The sequence below is a fragment of the Paenibacillus sp. J22R160 genome, assembly GCF_059692135.1.
Genome location: NZ_JCAUAU010000012.1, coordinates 155,406 through 177,702, shown reverse-complemented (window position 1 = coordinate 177,702; position 22,297 = coordinate 155,406). Strand labels below are relative to the sequence as shown.

The 22,297-nt window shown below is 49.5% G+C and carries 17 protein-coding genes and 1 rRNA gene; 4 read left to right on the top strand and 14 right to left on the bottom strand.

Annotated features, from left to right (window positions below; genetic code table 11):
• From AC58UW_RS22165 to AC58UW_RS22100, 14 genes are all read right to left on the bottom strand, one after another.
• Positions 1–577, bottom strand: a 16S ribosomal RNA gene (locus AC58UW_RS22165); the annotation flags it as partial.
• A 221-nt stretch (positions 578–798) separates the two neighbouring features.
• A complete protein-coding gene (locus AC58UW_RS22160; RefSeq protein WP_497422766.1) occupies positions 799–1,773 on the bottom strand; it encodes a DUF1835 domain-containing protein in 975 nt (324 codons plus the stop codon).
• 28 nt (positions 1,774–1,801) lie between these two features.
• On the bottom strand, positions 1,802–3,823 hold the full coding sequence (gene ligA, locus AC58UW_RS22155) for an NAD-dependent DNA ligase LigA (protein WP_497422765.1): 2,022 nt from the start codon (positions 3,821–3,823) through the stop codon (positions 1,802–1,804).
• Between the two features lie 60 nt (positions 3,824–3,883).
• Positions 3,884–6,238, bottom strand: coding sequence for a DNA helicase PcrA (gene pcrA / locus AC58UW_RS22150; protein ID WP_497422764.1), 2,355 nt, complete (start codon positions 6,236–6,238; stop codon positions 3,884–3,886).
• Positions 6,239–6,242: 4 nt separating this feature from the next.
• On the bottom strand, positions 6,243–6,944 hold the full coding sequence (gene pcrB, locus AC58UW_RS22145; protein WP_497422763.1) for a heptaprenylglyceryl phosphate synthase: 702 nt from the start codon (positions 6,942–6,944) through the stop codon (positions 6,243–6,245).
• A 180-nt stretch (positions 6,945–7,124) separates the two neighbouring features.
• On the bottom strand, positions 7,125–7,589 hold the full coding sequence (locus tag AC58UW_RS22140; RefSeq protein WP_497422762.1) for a hypothetical protein: 465 nt from the start codon (positions 7,587–7,589) through the stop codon (positions 7,125–7,127).
• Between the two features lie 191 nt (positions 7,590–7,780).
• Positions 7,781–8,497: a spore coat protein gene (locus AC58UW_RS22135; protein WP_497422761.1), complete on the bottom strand. Its 717-nt coding sequence runs from the start codon at positions 8,495–8,497 to the stop codon at positions 7,781–7,783.
• Between the two features lie 27 nt (positions 8,498–8,524).
• Entirely contained in the window at positions 8,525–8,749 is a 225-nt protein-coding gene (locus AC58UW_RS22130; protein WP_497374989.1) for a hypothetical protein, read from the bottom strand.
• A 65-nt stretch (positions 8,750–8,814) separates the two neighbouring features.
• Positions 8,815–8,943 (bottom strand): hypothetical protein, encoded by a 129-nt coding sequence (locus tag AC58UW_RS22125; RefSeq protein ID WP_497422760.1) that lies wholly within the window; start codon positions 8,941–8,943, stop codon positions 8,815–8,817.
• A 69-nt stretch (positions 8,944–9,012) separates the two neighbouring features.
• The gene (locus AC58UW_RS22120) at positions 9,013–9,945 is read right to left on the bottom strand and encodes a DUF4340 domain-containing protein (protein WP_497422759.1); all 933 of its coding nucleotides are present in this window, start codon (positions 9,943–9,945) and stop codon (positions 9,013–9,015) included.
• A complete protein-coding gene (locus AC58UW_RS22115) occupies positions 9,942–11,330 on the bottom strand; it encodes a GldG family protein (protein ID WP_497422758.1) in 1,389 nt (462 codons plus the stop codon). Before AC58UW_RS22115 ends, AC58UW_RS22120 begins: the two co-directional genes overlap by 4 nt.
• 5 nt (positions 11,331–11,335) lie before the next feature.
• Positions 11,336–12,052, bottom strand: a complete 717-nt coding sequence (locus AC58UW_RS22110; RefSeq protein ID WP_497422757.1) for an ABC transporter permease subunit — start codon at positions 12,050–12,052, stop codon at positions 11,336–11,338.
• Entirely contained in the window at positions 12,045–13,088 is a 1,044-nt protein-coding gene (locus tag AC58UW_RS22105) for an ABC transporter ATP-binding protein (protein WP_497422771.1), read from the bottom strand. Before AC58UW_RS22105 ends, AC58UW_RS22110 begins: the two co-directional genes overlap by 8 nt.
• Before the next feature lie 497 nt (positions 13,089–13,585).
• Entirely contained in the window at positions 13,586–16,132 is a 2,547-nt protein-coding gene (locus AC58UW_RS22100; RefSeq protein WP_497422756.1) for a U32 family peptidase, read from the bottom strand.
• A gap of 307 nt (positions 16,133–16,439) precedes the next feature.
• Between AC58UW_RS22100 and AC58UW_RS22095 the strand changes: the two genes are divergently transcribed.
• The 4 genes from AC58UW_RS22095 to AC58UW_RS22080 all read left to right on the top strand — a co-directional run bounded on the left by AC58UW_RS22095 (position 16,440) and on the right by AC58UW_RS22080 (position 22,169).
• On the top strand, positions 16,440–19,610 hold the full coding sequence (locus AC58UW_RS22095; RefSeq protein ID WP_497422755.1) for an FG-GAP repeat domain-containing protein: 3,171 nt from the start codon (positions 16,440–16,442) through the stop codon (positions 19,608–19,610).
• A 70-nt stretch (positions 19,611–19,680) separates the two neighbouring features.
• Positions 19,681–19,938, top strand: a complete 258-nt coding sequence (locus AC58UW_RS22090) for an acyl carrier protein (RefSeq protein ID WP_497422754.1) — start codon at positions 19,681–19,683, stop codon at positions 19,936–19,938.
• 7 nt (positions 19,939–19,945) lie between these two features.
• Positions 19,946–21,145, top strand: a complete 1,200-nt coding sequence (locus tag AC58UW_RS22085; protein WP_497422753.1) for a class-II aminoacyl-tRNA synthetase family protein — start codon at positions 19,946–19,948, stop codon at positions 21,143–21,145.
• 124 nt (positions 21,146–21,269) lie between these two features.
• On the top strand, positions 21,270–22,169 hold the full coding sequence (locus AC58UW_RS22080) for an SGNH/GDSL hydrolase family protein (protein WP_497422752.1): 900 nt from the start codon (positions 21,270–21,272) through the stop codon (positions 22,167–22,169).
• The last annotated feature ends 128 nt before the right edge of the window (positions 22,170–22,297 follow it).

Genomic DNA, 22,297 nt, shown 5'->3' with positions numbered 1-22,297 from the left:
TGCGCGCGCTTTACGCCCAATAATTCCGGACAACGCTTGCCCCCTACGTATTACCGCGGCTGCTGGCACGTAGTTAGCCGGGGCTTTCTTCTCCTATACCGTCACACAAAGTGCAGTTACTCACCTTGCTGTTCGTCTAGGGCAACAGAGCTTTACGATCCGAAAACCTTCATCACTCACGCGGCGTTGCTCCGTCAGACTTGCGTCCATTGCGGAAGATTCCCTACTGCTGCCTCCCGTAGGAGTCTGGGCCGTGTCTCAGTCCCAGTGTGGCCGTTCACCCTCTCAGGTCGGCTACGCATCGTCGCCTTGGTAGGCCGTTACCCTACCAACTAGCTAATGCGCCGCAGGCCCATCTATAAGCCACAGATTACTCCGTGTTTCATGATTCTCTCATGCGAGAAAACCAATTATCCGGTCTTAGCTATCGTTTCCGATAGTTATCCCAGTCTTATAGGCAGGTTACCTACGTGTTACTCACCCGTCCGCCGCTAAGCACCGAAGTGCTCCGCTCGACTTGCATGTATTAGGCACGCCGCCAGCGTTCGTCCTGAGCCAGGATCAAACTCTCCATAGTAGAAAAGCTTAATTGTACTCATTGACTTGCTAGCGAGATTTTGCAATCTCATTTTGTCGCTTGCGCGACTGTTTTGCTAATTTACTTCATCTATTTGTTCAGTTTTCAAAGAGCTTTATTGCGTTACCGTTTAAAGCGTTAATGTGTCGCTCTTGCGGTGACAAGAACATATATTATCAGGTTTCAAAATGAATTGCAAGCATCTTTTTGTATCCATTATTTTACATCTTCCAAAACCCTGAGTTTACTGTGTCAAGGCGCCAAATCTGCTGTTTCCCATGCAAATGGACACCACCAATCCAATCCTCAATGCCATTCAGCGCGATGTGGTCTTCTTTACCCGTGAGAATTAGTTTACCCGTATCTGTTAATCTTACTCGCCAATTCTCAAATTGAACGGGTAAGGCCTCGCCGTATTTCGGGAGTCTATCTCCCCCAGTAAGAGAGATTAATGGATGATCACATAACCGGAGCTGTTCTAACATACCCCAGAATTGCAAATCGCCTAAGCCATAGTCGCTGGCTTTCTCGCTTACTTTTTGAAATAAGGAGTAAAGTGAAACCTCGCTACGATCAATTTCCTCAAGAATGAGCTGCTCAAAGCTGCTCAAACCATTATCCATAGACGGATAACGCCCTAAGTTAGCCTCTAGTGCCCTTTTAAGAAAAGAAAGCTCCGACAAGTCCTCCTCCATTAAAGCAGCCAAAGACAGCGGTTCAGAGGCCGAATAGGCACTCCACACCTTAGCAGCAATGTTAAGCTGCCCTTCTGTTACTGGCAACGCCTCGCTGTAGAGTTGAGTAATTTGATGATCGACCTTCTGATCATACTGGATAAGTGATAATCGATTTGGCCCAATAGGCAGAGCAGATAGTCGCGTTAATAAATAACAGAGCATCAATTGGTCAAAAAGATCCTGATCAAACCAAAGGACAATTTCACGAACTTCTCCTGAGAGCATATCCAATTGCTTTTCTTGATGAAGCGTGGTGGACGTAAACCTATCTTCCGGGATCCCATGTCTTCGAAACATATAGGAAGCCCTGCCTGATAAAAGGACGCTGTCCGACATTTGCATGCCAATAGGTCCTTCATATAGAGACTCGCGCCACACTAGTACTTCGCCATCTATGCTCGACTTACGCAGTCTATCTCCAAAAGCGTCTCCGTTCACAATATGCAGCTTACCCAGCATGGCGCAACCCTCTTTTCAAAAAAATATATTAACCTTCGCCCAGCAGCTGCAAAAGTTCCTGTTCATCATCAATAATCCGAATGCCAAGCTCTTGCGCTTTGGTCAACTTGCTGCCGGCGCTCTCCCCTGCAATAACGATGTCCGTTTTCTTAGAAACGCTGCCGGTGATTTTGGCACCTAGGGCTTCAAGCTTCTTGGCGCATTCGTCACGCCCCATGGTGGAAAGCGTACCTGTAAGAACAACGGTCTTACCAAAGAAAGGACTATCCGGGCTAGCCAGCACGACGGCAGGCTCATCGGCAATCGGATTGACGCCAGCGGCCAACATGCGTTCAATACTGGATACCATCACAGGGTCACGGAAGAACGAATAGATGCTCTCAGCCACAATGCCGCCCACGTCCGGGAGCGTAATAAGCTCCTCCGTCGTTGCCGCCATGATTTTGGATAGACTGCGGTAATGATCGGCCAGTACTTTCGTTGTCGTTTTGCCGGAGTTGGGAATGCCTAATGCATACAAGAACGACGCGAGGTCGCGGGATTTACTTTTCTCCAGAGCGCCCAGCAGGTTGTTGACCTTCTTCTCTCCGAAGCGATCAAGCTTCACGAGATCGTCAAACTGCAGCGTGTAGAGATCCGCAGGATCATTGACGCCAAGCTCTTGATGCAACTGCGAAGCCGTCATCTCGCTGAAGAACTCGATGTCCATAGCATCGCGCGAAGCAAAATGCGACATACGCCCAACGAGCTGCGGACTGCAGCCAAGCCGGTTCAAGCAGAATAGATGCGCGCCACGCATCTCGAGCTCACTGCCGCAGGAAGGGCAATGCGTCGGAGCGACGATCTCCTGGCCGTCATTCTCCTCGGTCACCTTGCCGAGAATTTCGGGAATGACATCATTGGAGCGACGAATGTAGACAAGGCTGCCTAAGGCGTGCTTGAGGTTCTTACGTTCGATGTCGCCAACATTGTTCAACGTACAGTTCTGTACGGTAACGCCAGCGAGATCTACGGCTTCTACACGGGCTAGCGGCGTAATTTTGCCGGTGCGGCCTACTTCCCAGGATACGCTTTGCAGGATCGTTGTCGCTTCTTCCGCTTCGAACTTGTACGCGATAGCCCAACGAGGAAACTTCTCCGTATAGCCAAGCACTTCCCGGGTGCGCATGTCTGTTAGCTTCACAACGCTACCATCGATGAGGAAATCAAAGCCTAAACGCTCTTCGGCGATCCGCTCCAGCTCTGCGCTTACTTCTTCGATCGTATTGAAATAACGTGTACGGTTGCTGATTTTGAAATGGTTGTCCCTTAGAAACTGAACCATATCCGCATGGTTTGCAAATTGAATATTGTCCGAATAACCTACGTTATAGAAAAAAGCGTTCAATTTACGCTCTGCAGTCGTTTTAGGATTCAAGTTGCGCAGCGCTCCAGCGGCCGCATTCCGAGCGTTTTTGAGCGGCTCTGCGGCAGTCTGGTTGTACGCTTCCAGGACAGACAGGAACATCATGCCTTCACCCTGTACTTCAATCGTCCCTTGATCATAGGGAATTTCGAGCGGGATGGATTTAATTGTCTTAATCTGTGCTAAAATTCCCTCTCCTACGGTGCCATTGCCACGTGTGGAGGCTTGTTTAAGCTGTCCCGCTTCATAGGTAAGGTTCAGAGTAAGCCCATCAAACTTTAATTCCACAACATAGGTAGGGTCCGGCAGAGGGGTTTCCGGGTTTTTGCTATTATAGTCGGCAATCAGTTTGAGTACGCGTGTATGCCAGGTTTGCAGATCTTCGGCATTTTGCGCTTTGTCCAAACTCCATAGACGGGCTAAATGGCGGTGCGGATCAAAACCCTTCAGTAAGGCGGCGCCCACACGTTGGGTCGGGGAAGAAGGCAGAATGGTCCCTGTCTCCTTCTCCAGCGTTGCTAATCTATCATATAAAGCGTCCCACTCGGCATCCGATATCGTCGGTTGGTCGAGCGTATAGTAATTATGATTATGCTTGTTAATTTCTTGGATGAGGGTTTTCATTGCCGCGATGGCATCTGTCATTACGGGCTCTTCCTCTCTATTGGGAAATAGGTAATCCGAGGCTGAATTTCTAACCTGTCCCTACACTTTGGTAATAGGGGCGAATTTCGCCAGCAGGCGCTTCAAGCCAACAGGCGCCGGAAAAGCAATTTGCAGCTCGGTGTCGTCACCCGAGCCTTTCACGGACACAACGGTGCCGACGCCCCACTTGCCATGCGACACTTTGTCGCTGGCTTTGTAGTCCGGCACCGCGCCGCCTGCGGCAGGCTGCGGAGCCCGGAATGCAGGCGGCTTCGCAGCCGCTGCAGGGCTTGGCGCAGCTGCGCCGGCACTTGGCCGTCCGAATGAGGACGGCGTGCCCCAGGCAGACGAGCCGGCGGAACCGCGGCTCGCTGAGGAGGCGGCGGCGCTGCCGCCTCCGCTGCTGCCCCACGAGCTGGTGCGGCCAGCTCGGGAGAAGCCTCCGCCGATGGAGCCTCCCATCGAGACTTTCTCCAGGAGTTCCGGCGGAATCTCCTGGAGGAATCGCGATGGCGCGTTAGCGGCGGTGCGGCCAAAGAGCGTGCGCATGCGCGCGCACGTGAGGAACAGCTCTTCCTCGGCGCGCGTGATGCCGACATAGGCCAAACGGCGCTCCTCTTCGAGCTCTTCGTTATCCGCAAAAGCCCGGCTGTGCGGGAAGACGCCTTCTTCCATCCCGATGATGAAAACAACCGGGAATTCCAGACCTTTGGCGCTGTGCATCGTCATTAATACGACAGCGTCTTGTTCTTCCTCTGGTTGGTCTTTATCCAAGGTATCGATATCGGCTATAAGCGCCAAATCGGTCAGGAACGAGATGAGGGACTTGTCCTCGTTGCGCTTCTCAAAGTCCATCGTTACGGACAGGAACTCTTCAATATTCTCGAGGCGAGCCTTGGATTCAATCGTATTCTCTCGCTGCATCTCCACGCGGTATTGGGATAATTCCAACACTTTCTCGGTAAGCTCCGTTACGGATAAGTATTCAACCATCCGGTTCAGATTATCAATCATCTCGCGGAAATCAGCCAACGCATGCTTTGCTTTTGAATTGATCTCCAACACATCGATTTCCTCCAGCATGGCAAATAACGAAATACCGCGGCGCCCCGCCATATCCGCAACTTTGTCCATCGTGGTGTCGCCGATGCCCCGCTTCGGAACGTTGACGATTCGGTTCAAGCTAATATCATCGTCGGGATTGGAGATGAGGCGCAGGTAAGCCAAAATATCTTTGATCTCTTTACGATCGTAGAACTTCACGCCGCCAACAATCGTATACGAAATGTCGGATTTAATGAGAATCTCCTCTATCACCCGTGACTGGGCATTCGTCCGGTAGAGAATGGCATGATCGGCGAACTTTTTACCTTTGGACTTGTTTTTGTTAATTTCACTTGTAATGAAATAGCCTTCTTCATGCTCCGTGTCAGCTTGAAATAGCTTAATGCCTACGCCGCCCTCTTTATCGGTCCACAGATTTTTGGGTTTGCGGCCCGTATTATTGGCAATCACTTTATTCGCCGCTGTCAAAATATTCGAGGTGGAGCGATAATTTTGCTCTAATAAAATGGAAGTAGCATCTGGGTAATCTTTTTCAAAATTAAGGATATTCGTAATGTCGGCGCCGCGCCACCGGTAGATAGACTGATCGCTGTCCCCTACAACACAAATGCGCTTATGTTTGGCTGCAATCATTTGACACAGCATATACTGCGCCCTATTCGTATCTTGATACTCATCGACGTGAATATATTGAAATTTGTTTTGGTAGTAATCCAGAACTTCTGGTACTTCGTTAAACAAATGAATGGTTGCCATAATCAGGTCATCGAAATCCAGGGAGTTGTTGCTTCTCAGCTTTTTTTGGTAGAGCGTATAAATTTTGGAGGTCAGTCCGTCGAAGTAGTCGCCGATTTTATCTTCAAATTGTTTAGGAGAAATAAGTTCGTTTTTGGCTGTTGAGATTGCCGCTTGAAACGCTTTGGGCTCAAACTTCTTCGTATCGATGTTGAGTTCCTTGCAGCAGGTTTTAATCACAGAGAGCTGGTCGCCTGAGTCCAGAATTGTAAAATTCGAGGTGAAACCGATTCGCGAAATATCCCTGCGCAGCATGCGCACACACATGGAGTGAAACGTGGAAACCCAAATATCGTTCCCGCTTCCGCCGACCAGCTTGCCAACACGCTCCTGCATCTCGCGCGCTGCCTTATTCGTAAATGTTAAGGCTAGAATGCTCCATGGCGCCGCTCTGCGCGTACCGATCAGATACGCAATCCGGTGCGTGAGCACGCGCGTCTTGCCGCTTCCCGCTCCAGCCATAATCAAAAGTGGACCGTCAACCGCTTCGACCGCTTTGCGCTGCTGGGGATTCAACCTTTTAATCGCATCTAAGATATTGACTGTCTCGTTCATTATGTTACCTTCCTGTTCTATCAAAATTCACCTTCACCGTCTGAAGCGCCTGCTCCAGATCACTATAAATGATGTTGCCTACGACAATGGTATCTGCCACTTCCGCCGCTTGCTGCGCTTTGGCCAAGCTGTCGATGCCGCCCCCATAGAATAAACGAGCATTCTCCAGAACTTGCCGCGTCCTCCGCACCAGCTCCATATCGCCGAACACACCGCTATATTCCAAATATACAATTGGCATGTTAAATAACTTGTCCGCCATACGTGCGTAAGCCGCAACATCTTTGGCATCCAAGTTCGCACGAGCTTTCGTCAACTTCGCCGCCGCAGCCTCGCTATTGAGAATCACGTAGCCTTCCGCTACAATCTCATCCCAATTCAGCAGAGAGCCGTACTCCTTCAACGCTTCATGATGCTGCCCGACGATCCAAGTCGGATCTTCCGCATTGAGCACCACGGGAATGAAAAAGAGATCGAACCCAGGGACAATAGCCTCTTGGCTAGAAATTTCAAGCACACAAGGCAATTCATACTGACGAATCCGGGCCATGAGGTCTACGGTATTATCAAACGTTATGCCCGTTGAACCTCCAACCATAATCGCATCCGTTCCCGACTGGCAAATAAGGTCAAGCGCCTCATCCGATATGTCGCGATCAGGGTCCAGCTTAAAAACATGTTTCCACTTCCGTATATCGACGATCAATTGTTTCCCTCCGATTAGGCGGCAATACTGCCATACTATCAACAGTCTATGCTACGCATTCGGGTGTGTCAAATGACAAAAGACGGGCTATTTGCCCGTCTTTTCAAAGAATATGCTTGCAGCGTGTTCCGATCTTCACCCGAGCTTGTTTTCCGCCAGAATACGCACAAATGTTCCCACTTACTTCACTTCAATATTAAGAATTTTCTCGACATTGAGGTCTTTGTGGTCATTTTGCTGAAGTTCAAGGCGGATCTCGTGCTTACCAGCAGCTAAATTATTCAGCGTTAACGGACCTGTTTTACCGATCATCGCCTTTTGCTTGCCATCAACGTACAGATGCAGATGCCCTTGCCCCTGTACATTCGCTTTATCCATACTTTCGTCCGATAATTGGAAATTCGTTGTCTGGTAAGTAATTGTTACATTTCTGCCATCCACTTTAGAAACTTGTGCATCAATAACCGGTTTAGCGCCAGAAGTCACTGTTTTTACACTGGTTTCTGCTTGGCTGCCTGCCACTGTTGTCGCTACCTTGGGGCCTGCTCCAGTTGAACTAATGACTTCCTCTTTAGAACCGCATGCAGTTGTCACTGCTCCAAGTAACATTAAAGTCGCTGCGCCGTAAATCCACGTTTTTTTCATCAGCTCTACTCCCTTTTCCCATAAGTTTGGACATCCTTGTTCCTTATATATGTGTGACAAGCTGGTTCCATACCAGGATTATGAGAAAAGTGGGACAAAATAAATAAAAAATAGTTTGGACGCAGAAAAAACGAAGACGCCCTAAGCTAAGCGCTGCGGACGTCTTTGGTCTTTTGAGACGAGGGTGTAGGTTAGAAACTATATTTGCCGCCCTCATGCTGCTTGTTCATATAAGAGTTCTCACCTGTTGCATGGGTAGATTGGCGGGAAGCGATGCTTGGATTAGCTGATTTGGCCGTCATGTCAGCATTATCTGATGCTCCGTAACCGGATGATGCCGCATAGCTTTGGGAATAGGAGGCTTGGTGTTGATTCGTTGATCCGTAGCCTTGGCCCTGATTGTTGTACACAGCATTCGGGTACTGCGCCGCATTTATCATTGGTTGGATGGCCGATTGGTGTAAGCCCGCAATTGGGTTATGCTGCTGGCTTTGCGTTTGCTGATGCTGATTCTGGGAGTACTGCTGCTGCGAAGTCCCCATCGGCTCCTGCTGTTGGTAACTCATCGCTGGTGCATGACTCAAATTTTGCTGCACGAAGGACTGCAGCTGCGCTGCGGTCTGGCTTTGTTTCTGCAACTCCTGTTGGATTTGCTGCTGCTCTGCTGGTTGAACCTCATAATAACCGAGCTTCTGGATTTCTTGAAATAAATTCGCATGACATTGAAGTGTCTTTAACAGTAAGGTTTGAAATGTCTGTTTAATGTGAGGATTAACAGCCTCTGTTACCGCTGTTGTGTACTCCCCTGCACTGCGCTTCAGCTCGGATAGAACTAAATTAGCAAGGTCCTGCTCTTGCAATCGCACTTGTTGTTGCTGCTGTTGTTGGTAGGGATTTTGTTGATACATGCTTCTTGCACCTCCTCTATGTACGTGTTAGTGAGTCAAGCCTGATTGCTGCTGCAGCGTGTTGATGAGGATGTTGACGCTTTGGAGCCGCTCCTGGGAAAGCTGGGACATGGTTTGCTTCAATGATGGACTTTGGCTGCCAACAGAAGCGTGTACGCAAAGCTTTGCTAACAAATCTTCGTTCTTCAACGTATCCGATAGGTACGAGAGCTCCTTGCCAGTAATGGTTTGGTTCCCTTGATTGTTGTACATGTGAATGTTACCCTCCTTTCCATTCCTTCTTTGTAGGTTTCCCAAATTCTTCCGTTTTATGTCAGTTAGTAAAAAAAACCTGAAGTTAGCAGTGGCTGACTGAGAGTACCCTGTGCGGTTGCTGCTGTAACGATGTAAATCATCGTTAGGCGTGCAATTGCTCCGAAAGCGCTGCCCGTAATGATGTAAAACATCATTACAGCAGGAGGAATCCGTCATAGAAAAAAGCCCCCGCACAGCACATGGCTGCCAGGGGCTTCCTTCTATGACGCAGGCTGCGCCGGCTTACCGGCATACGCATCCGCTAATTTCTGTATATCATCCATCGCAAGCTGGTAGGACCATGTTCCGCCTTGCTTAGCCAGCCAAACTTGGTCTTGGCTTACCTTACCTTCATAAACTTCGGTAACGTCTTTGCCGTCTACGGACAGACCAAGCTCGATCTTGAGCTCGCCGCCAGCCGTCGGCTTCTGGGCGAGCGGCTGCGGCAGCTCCGTACTGTGCAGGAAGACCAACTCATCCAGCAAAGGACTCGCATCCGCGCCTTTCAGCTCCTTATCGCCAAGCTTCCAATTCGCCTCAGCGGCAACTTTGTCCTTGTCCGTTTTGGCAAGTGTCCAGGTCTGACCCTTCCACGTGACCTTCACCGATTGAACCTTATCATTCTCGATCTTGAACGGGCTTGTTTCGGCAAAATCGACCGGAGCCTTGTTCAGCGAAGACAACGATTGATCACTGACTTGGTACACAGCCGGAGCACCTTCCACCTGAACGTAGGAGAAACCTTCAATCGGAAGAGCCGTTCCGACAAGAAGCCCCTTCTTGGAGCCATCTTTCATCGTGACCTCATAAGTGCCAACAGGATTATCTAGGCCGTAATTGGCTAAATTGCTCGCTTGCTCTTCCACAACTTTGGTAGAAGTAACTAAACCGATAGCATCCAACCACGAATCTACCTGATTCGTATTCATTGGTGCTGCAGCCGGCTTTTTCATCTCCCAGCCACTATCCGTGCGGTTTAGATCAATCTGCTGCTCTTCGGTTTTCACTGTAAGTGCCTGTACGTCTTCTTGTTTTAGCGTGAGAAGGGTTTTCGGTTCTTCTTTTTTCTCTTGAAAGAAGTCTTTGCTCGAAGCGTACCAGAAACCGCCGATACAAATAACCACTAACAGAATCGTAGGAATAAACCGTTTCATCCTCTTCTCCTCCTCCACCAGATCAAGCCGCCGATGACTAAGAACAAGAGCGGTAAGAACACGATCGTGACTAAGAAAATCGTATTTGCCTGGCTAGGCGTAATCATCGCTTGCTGGAACGCATCTCCTTGACGCGGACGAATCGTGATTTGATCCTTCTGCTCCTGCAACCAACCGATACTGTTCATCGCAAAATCCTTGTTTCCTTGGTTCTGAATATCTTGATCCAATACGAACGTCGAACCGCCAAGAATAACAGCCTTAGGCTTATTATCTTTGTTCGAAATCGCATAACCCAAATTCAGCGGGCCTTTGACATCCGTTGCATCCTGTTTGGTTTTGGACTGCGCAAGCAGGTTAATATCGGTTTCACCGTAAGCTTTGTCAGTCGTCTTCAAAAGCAGTGATTGTGTGTAATCCGGTGCACTTTCATCTGCATTCAAACTAACCGCCAGCGACAGCATCGTAACAAGATTATTGCTGGAAAGCTTATTGGTAATGTCATGAGGACCGTAGTCCGGAATAATCGTCAATGGATCATAAAGCGACGTTTGCTTTGGTTCAATCGCAATTGCGTGTTGATCCTGGATACCATAGGTTTTCATGATGGCATCGATATTTTTCCACTTGGTCGCCATATCTTTATCAAAGCCCAGCGCCATGTAGATTTTACCTTTATCCTTCAAATATGCCTTAATCAGCTCAGCTTCTTTGTCGTTCAGATCATTTTGCGGACCAAGCAGCATGAGCATCTGCGCATCGTCAGGTATTTTACCCTCAACGTACAGATTGAGATCCTTCACTGTGTAATTTGCGGCTTCCAGGCTGCTTTTCAGAATCGTCATCGCATTCAGCGGATACTCTTGATGACCGGAAAGCATGTACACCGTGTGTTTCTCCGTGGATGTTAAGCTCGTAATGGCTTGCGTGAATTTCTCTTCCCCTGAAAACGTGTAAGATCCGTCCTGCTGGCCCACGAACAACTCGTAGAAATTCACGTTCTGTTTCTTGCTGCCCATTTCAAAAATGAGCGTGCCGCCTTGATCGACGCCATACTGCTTAGCCATAGACGGCTGCTTCAGCATATCGTATTCGTCATACGTAATTTTGCTGCTTTGCTTCTTGTACTCCTGAACCATGTCCGTAACCTGACGCGTCACGAATTCATTGTTGTCACCACTATTTGTGAAAGCAATGACATGAATATCTTGATTTAAACTCTTAAGCGTGTTGACCGTTTGCTCCGATAGCGTAAAATTCTTGTTTTTCGTCAAATCGACCTGAAAGCCTTTCAGCGAGTGAAGGAAAATGGTCAGAATGATGAAAATACCGATCACCGCGATGGATAAAACTGTCGCATTCGTTCCCCGTATCCACTTGTTCATCCCGCTCACCTCCAACGCTTTCTTTCAAGGACTTGTATGCTTAGAACGAGAAATACCGCTGTTAATGTGACATAAAAGAGGATGTCTCCGCCATGCAGAACGCCTTTTTGCAAGTTCGACAAATGGCTCGTCAATGAGAATTGACCGACATAATCTTTCAATTTGCCTGTCATGCTGGAACTCACCCAATCTAGGAGCCACAGCAGCAGCAAAATCACAAAACCAGTAATACCGGCAACCATCTGGTTATTAGAAAGGCTTGATGCGAACAAGCCGATAGCCATCATCGCGCAGCCTAACAGGAACATGCTTAGATAGGACAGCCATAGCACTGGCTTATCCATCTCGCCGAAGGTAGACATGATGAGCGGATAAATCAAGGAAATCGCCACAAGTCCTACCTGCACGATAAAAGTGGACAAATATTTGCCTATCACAATTTGACCGATGCCTGCAGGCGATGTAAGCAGCAGCTCGTCCGTGCCTTGGCGGAATTCATCCGCAATCAGACGCATCGTTAATAATGGGATAATAAACAGATAAACAAACGAGGTGTTACCTACCACCGAACGCGCATCAATGATCGGCGGCTGACCGCTTACGAAATTGATATAGAAAAAGAAGCTAGACAGCAGCACATAAAAAGCAAAAGCTACATAAGCAACTGGCGAAAAGAAATACATTTGCAGCTCTTTCGAGCAGATCGCCCATATTTTACGCATCGTTGTCTACCTCCTCTTCCGATTTGCTGTCTGCTTCGGCAGGCTCGTCCGTTGTCAGCTTGAGGAAGATATCCTCCAGGCTGAGGCTTTCCCGCTTCATCTCGAGGATCGGATATCCTGCGCCAGCTAGGCGGAAGAACAGATCCTCACGGATATCGGAGCGATCCGCAGAAGTGACGAGCAGTTTCACGGACTCCGCTTCCTTGACGGCGGCAGAAGCTTCTTCTGCTGCAGGCTCTGCGGACGCAGCTACAGGAGGAGCTGGAGCATCGAGCTCCTTGACATCACCAACCGCATCCAGGCTGCGCAGCTCGGTCAAAATCCGCTCGCGAGGTCCCTTGACCTCGAGCGACACTTCAAACGTCTCGCCCATCGTGCGGCCGAGATTCTCAGGACGCTCGTCGAGCACGACGCGGCCTTGGTTAATAATGAGAACGCGGTTACAAATCGCGTTAATTTCTGGCAAAATGTGCGTGCTCAGCAGCACCGTGTGGTTCTCGCCCAGCTCATGAATCAGCTGGCGGATTTCGATGATCTGCTTCGGATCGAGGCCTGACGTAGGCTCGTCCAGAATAAGCAGATCTGGCTGGTGCAGAATCGCTTGCGCAAGACCCAAGCGCTGTTTGTATCCCTTGGATAGAGAGCGGATGATCTGCTTCTCGCGACCTTGCAGACCGAGCTTGTCGATCGCTTCGCCAACGCGCAGCTTCTGCTCCCGTGCCGGCACATCGCGAAGATTCGCGATAAAGCGCAGGTACGATTGTACCGTCATCTCCGGATAAAGCGGCGGCGTTTCCGGCAAATAGCCGATTTTGCGGCGCGCTTTCTTCGGGTTATCCGCCATGGAGTGGCCATCCACCAGGATTTGGCCGTGCGTCGGATTCAAGTAACCCGTGATCATGCGCATTGTCGTTGTTTTGCCAGCTCCATTGGGCCCTAAAAAGCCGACGATTTCGCCGCGCTGCATCGAGAAGTCGATGTTGTGTACGCCGCGATCATTTTCGTACAGCTTGCTGACTTGTTTGACCTCAAGCATCCAAGATCCCCCATTCATTCTTTCGTTCATAGTAACCATCATCACTATACCCGTGGAACAATAAACCAACCTTAAGCAAATCTGAAAAATACATTAAAAAATTGTGTCCAAATTGTGAACAAAATAAGCCTTTTGTAAACAAAATTTGGATGAATGAGAAGGGATGATTGAAAATGGCGGCCCTTTGAGGAACTACAGTCCGCTAATTTGCACAAATTGGAGTTTTCACTGGCTGAGAGGAACTACAGGGCTTTATTTTTCTGAATTTAGGCAAATTCTAGCCCAATATGATGAAATAGCGAACCCTAGTTCCCTATCCTCGGGTAAAACAGCGGTTTTTGTAGATATAGCGCCCTGTAGTTCCCTTATGCTCCCCCGATGGCTCCCCTTCGTAACGAGTATGGGCAAAAGGATTTCGCCCACTCCAAGCACCTAGAACAAAAAGCCATAAACGCTCAGCGTCTATGGCTCTTCATCCTATAACAACTCAACTTGCTTTACTTCACCAATTGACCGCGAGTTACGCCCAACTGGTTGGTAGCTTTCAGAGAACGCCACACTTGCGTCCCGCTGATTTCACCGTTAATCGCACGGCGGTACAAACTCAGAATCTCATGCACCTTATCCGGCGTCTCCTCAAGGAATTCCACGCGGAAGGAACGAATGCCCAGGTCCATAAAGTGGTTTAAATATTCAGCTCCCGATTGATCCACAGCATTGTAAACCGTGTTACGGCAGCCTTCATCGACACGCACAGGATGCGACATCCCTACCCGGTCCTGCAAGGACACATGGTGATCTTCACAAGGGCGACCACAGTTCGTAAAGTCTGTGCCTTCGCTCAAGAACGTACAGTACACGCAGTGCTCCGTGTGGAACATCGGCATATGCTGATGGATGACAACTTCCAGCTTGGAAGTTTCAGCGCGGCGAAGCAGATCAACCATCTGCTGAATGTTTAGATCGTAAGATGGCGTAACTTTCGATAAACCTGCTTCTAAGAATAAGGAAGCTGTTTTGTGGTTAGCTACATTTAAGGAAAAATCGCCGATTAGCTGCGGCTTAGGCCCATTCGGATGCTCCAGCTGATGCTTCAAGAAGAAGTAAGCAGCACCTGTATTCCGAATCAGCACAGCATCAGGGTTCAGCTTTAAGATATTGTTAAAATAGCCCGTTTCCCCAGGCATATGAATTCTCGGCGTAGCCAAGGCGATTTTGCGTCCAGCAGCATGCACCGCTTCAACAGCAGCAGGGAACTGCTTAATAAATTCAAAGTCGGCGTAGATCATTTGAACGTCGTCTTTTTCTAGGACGGCTTTCACTTGATCCAAGTTGCGGCAAAGTGCTGTAAGGTGCACCCCGCTGCGATCTGCCAACGAGAGCGCAGGCGCTTGCTCAGCGGCCTGACGCTGCTCAGCAGTAAGCTGCGGCACATCGTCATAGACGCCGATCTCACGCTTCATGTAAGCACGCGGCTTCTGCCGCTCGTCTTCCATAAGCTCAACTGCGCTGCGGCGCATAGCATTAAGCTCGCGCATCGGCACGATAAGCTCGCCGTTTAACTGAACATCCAAATCGCTAAGCGCATAGATTGTACCGCCTAGACGGCCAAACTGATCAGCGAATAGCTGTTCGTCCATTGGTCTTTTCTCCGCTTGAACAAGCGGAAGTTCGGACTGTACGAAGACGGTATGGCCACCTTGCACATCCGTCCACCAGCTTTTGAGCGGCTCGCCCGCAGCGCCGGTAATCTTGATGCTAACCGGGAACGTACGGTAAGGCTTATCGGTCTCGAACGTCTGACGCAGACGTTTGTCCAAATGCGGATCGTTCGTCTTCCAGATCCGATCTCCAACGTGCAAGCGGCTCAAGTCCACGTCATTGCGTCCCGCAACGATTTCGATCATGCCGCCCTCGGCTTCGCCTTCGATTTTCTCGCCTTTACGGCGCAAATCGTAGATACGGCCGCCCTCTTCCTTCTTCGTCGGATCTCCGGCGTCGAAAACAATGCCGTCCCCGCGCTTGATCGGCGCTTCAAGTTCACAAACTACACCGTCGCGTAAAATCTGTTTCACGCGGCCCACGAACACCCCGCGGCTCTTCGGAAACGTACCATCGACGAGCTGTTTATTGTTGGTTCCGTTCAAGAAACCAACAGTAAAGCCACGCGAGAAGCTTTGCTGAAGCTCACGAACTTCCTCTTTCGACGGACGAGCATCCTCGCCATCGAAATAACGATCAATCGCGTTGCGGTATTTGCTCACGACGTTAGCCACGTATTCAGGGGTTTTCAAACGCCCTTCAATTTTGAAGGAGCACACGCCTGCTTCGATTAACTCAGGCACAATTTCAATAGCCGCCAAATCTTTCGGCGACAGCAAATACGCCACGTCACCCATCGGCTTTTGCACACCATCGATCATCAGATCATACGGCAAACGGCATGCCTGCGCGCACTCCCCGCGGTTAGCCGAACGGCCGCCCCACATTTCAGAGGTCAGACACTGGCCAGAGTAGGACACGCAAAGCGCACCATGCACGAACACTTCCATCGGAAGTTTCGCTTGATCTCCGATTTGTTTAATTTGTTTCAAATTATTCTCGCGGCCCAAAACGACCCGTTCAATATCAAAAGGCTTCGTAAATTCAACAGCCTCAGGCGATGTAATTGTCATCTGCGTGGAACCGTGAATCGGGAAATCCGGAGAGATTTCACGAATCATTTTCACAAGACCAAGATCTTGTACAATAACCGCGTCGACACCCGCATCGACACAAGCTTCAATCAACTGCTTCGCCTCGCTCAGCTCTTCCTCAAATACTAGAATGTTAAAGGTTAGGAAACCCTTAACCCCATATAGATGAAGGAAAGACATAATATCCGGCAGCTCAGCCATCGTGAAATTATGCGCGCGCGCTCTAGCATTAAATTTCTCCACACCAAAAAACACGGCATCCGCCCCATTGGCAACAGCCGCTCTCAAACAATCCCAATCCCCCGCCGGGGCCAATAATTCTATATCTTCTCTGCGTATCGTACGCATGGCAGCAAATCCTTTCAATAATAGATCCTCAGGTAACCCTCAAAGTCTTCTCTTTAGTGTAACAGAAACGATAGGTAGGAATCTAGGGCACAACCATTTCCAAACCTGGTCAATATCCGACAGCCTCTGCGAATTCCCAAACCTTACCTGCATGCAAGGTAACCCTTTAAAAGTTAACAAACTTACCCATGAATGCTATAATGTCAAGGATAGTGACCTTTTTAGTAATCGAGGGATCCTTTTGGTTTTGTCGAAAATTCGCATTTTAAAAATTGTTATCGGACTAGCCCTCGGTTTCCTATTAGTAATGGGCCTACTTCTATTTTTGCCAAAAATAGAGGAAACCAAGCTCCTCTATGCAACTAGTGGAGATTCTTACGATACGGCAGCCTATGGAAACTTTACACAAACCTTGCAGGCTGGCATTTCCGTGGATAAACAAAAGCTAGCAGCGCTATCCGCTAGAAAGCTGAATGCTTACGATGCGATTTATCTAGACCCTGCCTTGGCCGAGGATGCCGCATGGACAGAGCAGACGGCAAAGCTCATAAGCTATGTGAAACAAGGCGGACATTTGTTAGTCGAAAATGGATTTGCTACCCGCCTGCCTCTTGATTTCCTTGGTGCTGCAGAGCTGGTTAACTTGCAGAAAGTTTCGCTTGCAAGTTTAGGAGCACCACAAATGACTGCAGATTCGCTAAGCCTCAGCTATCCTAAGGTTTCTATGAATCTGCAGGGCGTGCAGACAACCTTTCAATTGTTTAGCGAAAGCTACCTCAAGCATCACGCGATGGACGACCTTCCGGGTTTCCATATGGGGTATGGCTTCATTCCGTCTTCTGGGCAGACTATTGTCGCGATGAATGTGTCCGGCAAGCCTGTTTCGCTGGCGATGCAGAACCGTGTAGGGAAAGGCGCCGTGCTGATCTCTAGCAACTTTCTACCTAACCGCTACTTTCCAACTGGTTACGACATGCAAAGCGGTGCTGACCTGAATCTAGGCTTCGCGCAACTGGCAGCCAACTATCAGGCCACGGGCAAGTCAACGCCGGGGACGACTTACTTCAATAAAAGAGCTTTACCGATTGATCCTTATTTCAATTTCGATTTTGCAGCGGCCAATATGCAGTATCGCAGTGAGCTGCTATCTTATGTTGCCAAAGAGACACTAGGCTACAGTGTTCGCAAAGTCCTCGGCCCTTATGGCAGACCCGCCATGGCCTTTCAGAATCACTTTGAGGCGATGCCGGCCATTCAGCAAAAAGACGGCATCGCTTGGTCCGAGGAGCTCAAGAAATATAACGAGATTCCCTCGTTCACCCTCGTGCGCAACGCCTTCTATTGGGGGCAGTGGCGCGAGAGCTTGACCGTGCAGCTGGGCACCGGAACGAACGCACAGCCGGCGTTCATCGGTGAGTTGCCCAGCTCGGGTTACGCGAGCGGCTTGCACGTGATGTCAGCCGGCAAGCCGCTGCGGCAGGCGCTGTTCCCGCAATATCGCGATCTGTCGAGCGCGATTGAACTGCCCTACCGCGCGTACCCGGCCGCTGCGGATCTGAACGGAGACGGCCGCACCGACGTGCTGGCCGGCAGCTCTGATGGATTCGTGTACGTCTACACGAATCAAGGGCCTAATCCGGCGGCGTACGCGAGTGAGCCGCCGCCGGAGGGCTTGGCGCAGCCGGACACGTTCGGCGCGCCGTCGAAGCTGATGCTGGAGTCCGGCGTGCCGCTCCAGCTTAGCCCTTACAGTGCCGTTCACGCCGCAGACGTGAACGGGGACGGCCGCCCGGACCTCGTCGCATCTGACGAGTCCGGGGCCGTGTATGAGCTGCCGCAGCTCGCTAGCGGCAGGGTCGCGAAGCCCGCGGCCGTGCGCGCGGGCGGGAAAGCGCTGCAGCTGCCCGGAGGGCCTGCAGCGCCGTACGTCGCCGATATGGACGGCGACGGCAAGCTCGACCTCGTCCTAGGCGCAGCCGATGGACGAGTATGGCTCTACAAGGGCCGGAGCGCAGCGGCCCTTGCCTTAGAGGCAGGCAGCGAAATCTTCGCGCTGCCTAACAACGCTGCATACGCTGCGCCGGCCGCTCGCGACATGAACGGCGATGGCCGACTCGATCTCGTGGTCGGCAGCAGTGACGGGGACCTTCAAGTGTATCTGCAAAGCGCCGCTGGTGCTTGGACGAATACGGGTCCCCTGGAAGGCACAACCTTAAACCAAGTCGGCAATCGCGCTTTGGTTGCTGGACATAACTCGGTGCCGCTATGGCTGGATCTCAATCACGACGGCAAAGACGATCTCATCGTTGGAGGCATCGAATTCGGATCCCCTGTTGCGATAGATGATCCACAGTTTCCTTATCAAGCCGAGCTTAAGGAATTCATCCAATATGCTCGTGATAACTTTCTAGAGTTAGATCCACACATATTTGTACACAATTTCAAAAGCGCTGAACAGGAACAAGCCGAGCTTGCTCTTCATAAGCAAGCCTTCGCCAAGTTAGGCATTCCTTGGCTGCATCCCGGCACGAATCAGCACACATGGCGCGTGAATAACCAAGACCATCAGCAGACACTGCGAAGTGAGGAACAGGACGGAATGTGGTATAATTTCGGCTTCCTGCCTTCCGAATCGCCTGTTATTTCCCGTCCCGAGTCGATATGGTCGCTGCCATTCCTGCTGCAAGATAAACAAGGCAGAACGGACCGTACGATGTTGATTCATACACCGACACCTGTGCTGCGAACAGGCGACTATGCTACGACGGATGTGTTTGAATCGATGGTAAAGTTAGATATGCCGATTGATTATTTCGAGCACATCGAGTACCATTTTCCCGAACCATCCAAAATCGCAGAGTTGACGCAGTTCGCTGACTATTTTGACAAGCTTCGCACGAAGCATGATTATAATTTCATGACCGAGAAACAAATGGCCAAATCCTTCTTAACCGCTATGACAAGCGAGGTTCGGATCAGCCAATCATGGGCCTTCTATTTATGGGACAGGCTCAAGGATCGTTTAGCAGGCGGCAGCCCGCACTTCCATGCGACTATGACACCTAATTCGAAGGCAGTACCTAGCCTAGCTGAAGAGTATGCTGGAACGCTAGGGGTTGTCGTAGAGAAAGGCGAAAAACTAGCCTTGTACTCCCTGCAAAGCGATTCAGATGTCTATACAACGATAGACAACCGTTTCTATGTAGGATTGGCGAAACCATCCGTCATCGGCATTGCGCCGTCCAGAGAACGGCTGCATATTGTGCGTGCTAACGTACCTTTTTCCCTGACAGAGCAAGGGACTACCCGCTATTTAGAGCTCAAAGCAGCTGGCTTGCAGCAGGTGAAGTTATTCAGTCCAACGGAGATTGCATTCGCAGGCGATGCCAAAATTGAGTATGACGCAGCGAACCATCTCTACACCATTACCCGTTATGGGGATGTAACGACGCTATCGTTCACAAGCAAAACACAATGACAATGTGCTGAAATACTTTCTACTTTTTAAAAGCAGCATTAAATTTCAATTAACCAGGAGGCTTTCCATCATGTCTAATGAAGACTTACTAGCGCAGCTTGAGCAGCATATTCGCGAGCGTTATGAAATTGCCGAGGACGATGACGATTTTGACGTTGATGTTCATTTGTTCGATTATGGGTTTATCGATTCCATCGGTGCTACAGCACTGATCGCCCACATTGAGAAGACGTATAACATCCAAGTGACGAATCAAGATCTCATGCTGTACTCCATGAACACGGTAAGCGAAATTGCCGATTTTATAACCAAGAAGACTGCGAGGTAACCCACTCATGTTGACATGTAAAATTTCTCTAGAAGGCTTAGCCGAAAGCCAGCACGGACAAGTCAAGTATGCCTCCGCTTTTGCTGATGAGCATATTCAAGATATCGCGCTTGTTGATGGCCACATCGTCATCACGCACAACTCACCGAATGGCAATGAAGGCATTACTGAACGGGTTGGACGTCTGATTGAACGTTTCTCCCATGGCGATTTCGGATTTAAAGAAAATATTTTATTCGAAAATAAAGTAGACACTCCTTATGAAGGCGATATTATCGCTGAATTAGTAGAGCGCAAAGCGATTAAGATTCTGGAGCCCGGCCTGTTTATTTTCCGTGAGCCCTTCTCCAGCTTGATGCGCTTCCTTGATTACTCGTTCGTTACGAAAATCGCAAAGCGCTTTGAGGGCATGCAGGAAGAGCAATATCCAGCGGTTATTCATAGCCACACTTTGAACAAAACGAACCATTTCACGTCATTCCCGGAGCATATTCACTTCGTTACGCATTTGCGCGAGGATTTGGACGTTATTGAATCGTTCTCGCAATCCATTCGTGATGCCGGCGGCTGGAAGCAAGATGAACCGTTAGAGCTTGATTCTAACATGGTGAAGCCTAACTTCATGATGAATCCTTCTACTTGCTACCATTGCTATGAGGGGTTAGAGAATGAGACACTTGAGGGTGAAGGAATCGTGGTAACCGCGATTGCCAAATGCCACCGCTTCGAGTCCAAAAACCATAGCGATTTCGGCCGTTTGCTCGACTTCTCAATGCGTGAAATCATTTTCGTCGGCAAGCCTGACTTCGTCAAAGAAAATCGTTTGAAATCGATTGAATACCTCAAAGAATTAGCGGTGGAATGGAACGTAGATTCCATGCTGGAAATTGCGAATGACCCATTCTTCACGAATGATTTCCAAGTGAAAGCTTCTTTCCAACGCAATCAAGAAATGAAATACGAGCTGCGTCTGACGATTCCGCATGTGAAGAAGTCGATTGCCTGCTCTTCTATCAATTTCCACAGCAATACTTTCGGTAATGCGTTTAATATTAAAATGGGCAAACGCAACGCGGTTACGGGTTGTGTTGGCTTCGGTATTGAGCGCTGGGCTTTCGCATTCTTGGCGCAATACGGATTGGATGAGCAACAATGGCCAGCCACTTTCCGCGAGCAGTACCACGCTTGGCAGGAGAAGGCTCTGTAAGAAGCCTGTTAGTCTCTCTATCCTTTCGTCTTTTTATTTCTATTCAAATCCTTACTTGGGCCCACACGCCGACCTTTGATCATTTGAAGTCAGCTGTGGGCCCCATCCTAATCAAAGATAATGAGTGATTCCGTTGAAAGCAGCCACATTTCTTAAAAAGAATAGCTTCGTGCTCGGCTTGCTGCTAGCAATCGTCGTTTCGGACCTTCTCATCTCCTGGTGGAACCCGATGGTTAGCTCGCGCCGCTTCTACAAAAACGACTTTACCAAAACACTCTACCACCACGGCTGGTCCCAATCGGGTCCGGTTTTCTTCGGTAATTCGGCAGTTACAGGTGCTTATATAGAAGAGAAGTCCGATGCCCATTTGGTGGAGATGGGGCTTTCCTATGGCAAGATTACCGATCTTCAGGGGATTCTCGCGCATAATTTGTACCAGGTTCGTGACGAACTAGTAATCGGCATTGATGTTCATACGATGCTCGACCCGCTCGAAACAGATCCGACCTACCAGTGGTTCAAGCCCTGGTACCAGCCTTATGTGTACACGTACCGTGACTATTTCCGTGATTCCGGCGAAGAGTTCGTCCGTAATTTAAGTAAAGGCAGCTTGGCCTACGAGCCGCGCTGGATAGATAAAGAGCTGTATCCTGGCCGTAAGGATGATGTCTTCCTTCAATCGAAATGGACCGACTATGACAAACGCTTCGGCGCTATGACTTTGAAAGATTTCCAAAAAAATCTGGACGCCATGCAATGGGTCATTCGCTATGCCAAGGAGCACCAGCTCCCTTTGCGGGTCATCTGGATGCCGTGGAACAAGGGTTATGCCGATCCGCCTTATGTGGCTTCCTTAAAGGAAGCGGTGAACGGCCAATTGAAGAATGCTGGAGTGCCTGTGCTGGACTTGATGCATACATACGATCCGAAGTATTTTCATGATCTGGTGCACTTAAGCCGCGAAGAAGGCGCCCCGCTATTTACGAAGGAGGTGGACACATGGTTAAAATCCTTAGGAAAATAGCCGAAGTCCTCATCTATCTCGTGATGCTGTATCTGGTTTTCATCTATTTTACCGGTAAGGGCCTATTTATCTACGAGAAATTCTAATCGAGCTTTCCAAGCGAGGAGTTCTAAAGCTATGTTTTATAT

Coding starts and splice junctions, on each gene's coding strand:
- pcrA (WP_497422764.1), bottom strand. CDS start 6,238: ATGAACGAGACAGTCAATATCTTAGATGCGATTAAAAGGTTGAATCCC.
- AC58UW_RS22130 (WP_497374989.1), bottom strand. CDS start 8,749: ATGTACAACAATCAAGGGAACCAAACCATTACTGGCAAGGAGCTCTCG.
- AC58UW_RS22160 (WP_497422766.1), bottom strand. CDS start 1,773: ATGCTGGGTAAGCTGCATATTGTGAACGGAGACGCTTTTGGAGATAGA.
- AC58UW_RS22125 (WP_497422760.1), bottom strand. CDS start 8,943: ATGTTTTACATCATTACGGGCAGCGCTTTCGGAGCAATTGCACGCCTA.
- AC58UW_RS22115 (WP_497422758.1), bottom strand. CDS start 11,330: ATGAACAAGTGGATACGGGGAACGAATGCGACAGTTTTATCCATCGCG.
- ligA (WP_497422765.1), bottom strand. CDS start 3,823: ATGACAGATGCCATCGCGGCAATGAAAACCCTCATCCAAGAAATTAAC.
- AC58UW_RS22140 (WP_497422762.1), bottom strand. CDS start 7,589: ATGAAAAAAACGTGGATTTACGGCGCAGCGACTTTAATGTTACTTGGA.
- AC58UW_RS22095 (WP_497422755.1), top strand. CDS start 16,440: ATGGGCCTACTTCTATTTTTGCCAAAAATAGAGGAAACCAAGCTCCTC.
- AC58UW_RS22090 (WP_497422754.1), top strand. CDS start 19,681: ATGTCTAATGAAGACTTACTAGCGCAGCTTGAGCAGCATATTCGCGAG.
- AC58UW_RS22085 (WP_497422753.1), top strand. CDS start 19,946: ATGTTGACATGTAAAATTTCTCTAGAAGGCTTAGCCGAAAGCCAGCAC.
- AC58UW_RS22110 (WP_497422757.1), bottom strand. CDS start 12,052: ATGCGTAAAATATGGGCGATCTGCTCGAAAGAGCTGCAAATGTATTTC.
- AC58UW_RS22105 (WP_497422771.1), bottom strand. CDS start 13,088: ATGCTTGAGGTCAAACAAGTCAGCAAGCTGTACGAAAATGATCGCGGC.
- AC58UW_RS22120 (WP_497422759.1), bottom strand. CDS start 9,945: ATGAAACGGTTTATTCCTACGATTCTGTTAGTGGTTATTTGTATCGGC.
- AC58UW_RS22100 (WP_497422756.1), bottom strand. CDS start 16,132: ATGCGTACGATACGCAGAGAAGATATAGAATTATTGGCCCCGGCGGGG.
- AC58UW_RS22135 (WP_497422761.1), bottom strand. CDS start 8,497: ATGTATCAACAAAATCCCTACCAACAACAGCAGCAACAACAAGTGCGA.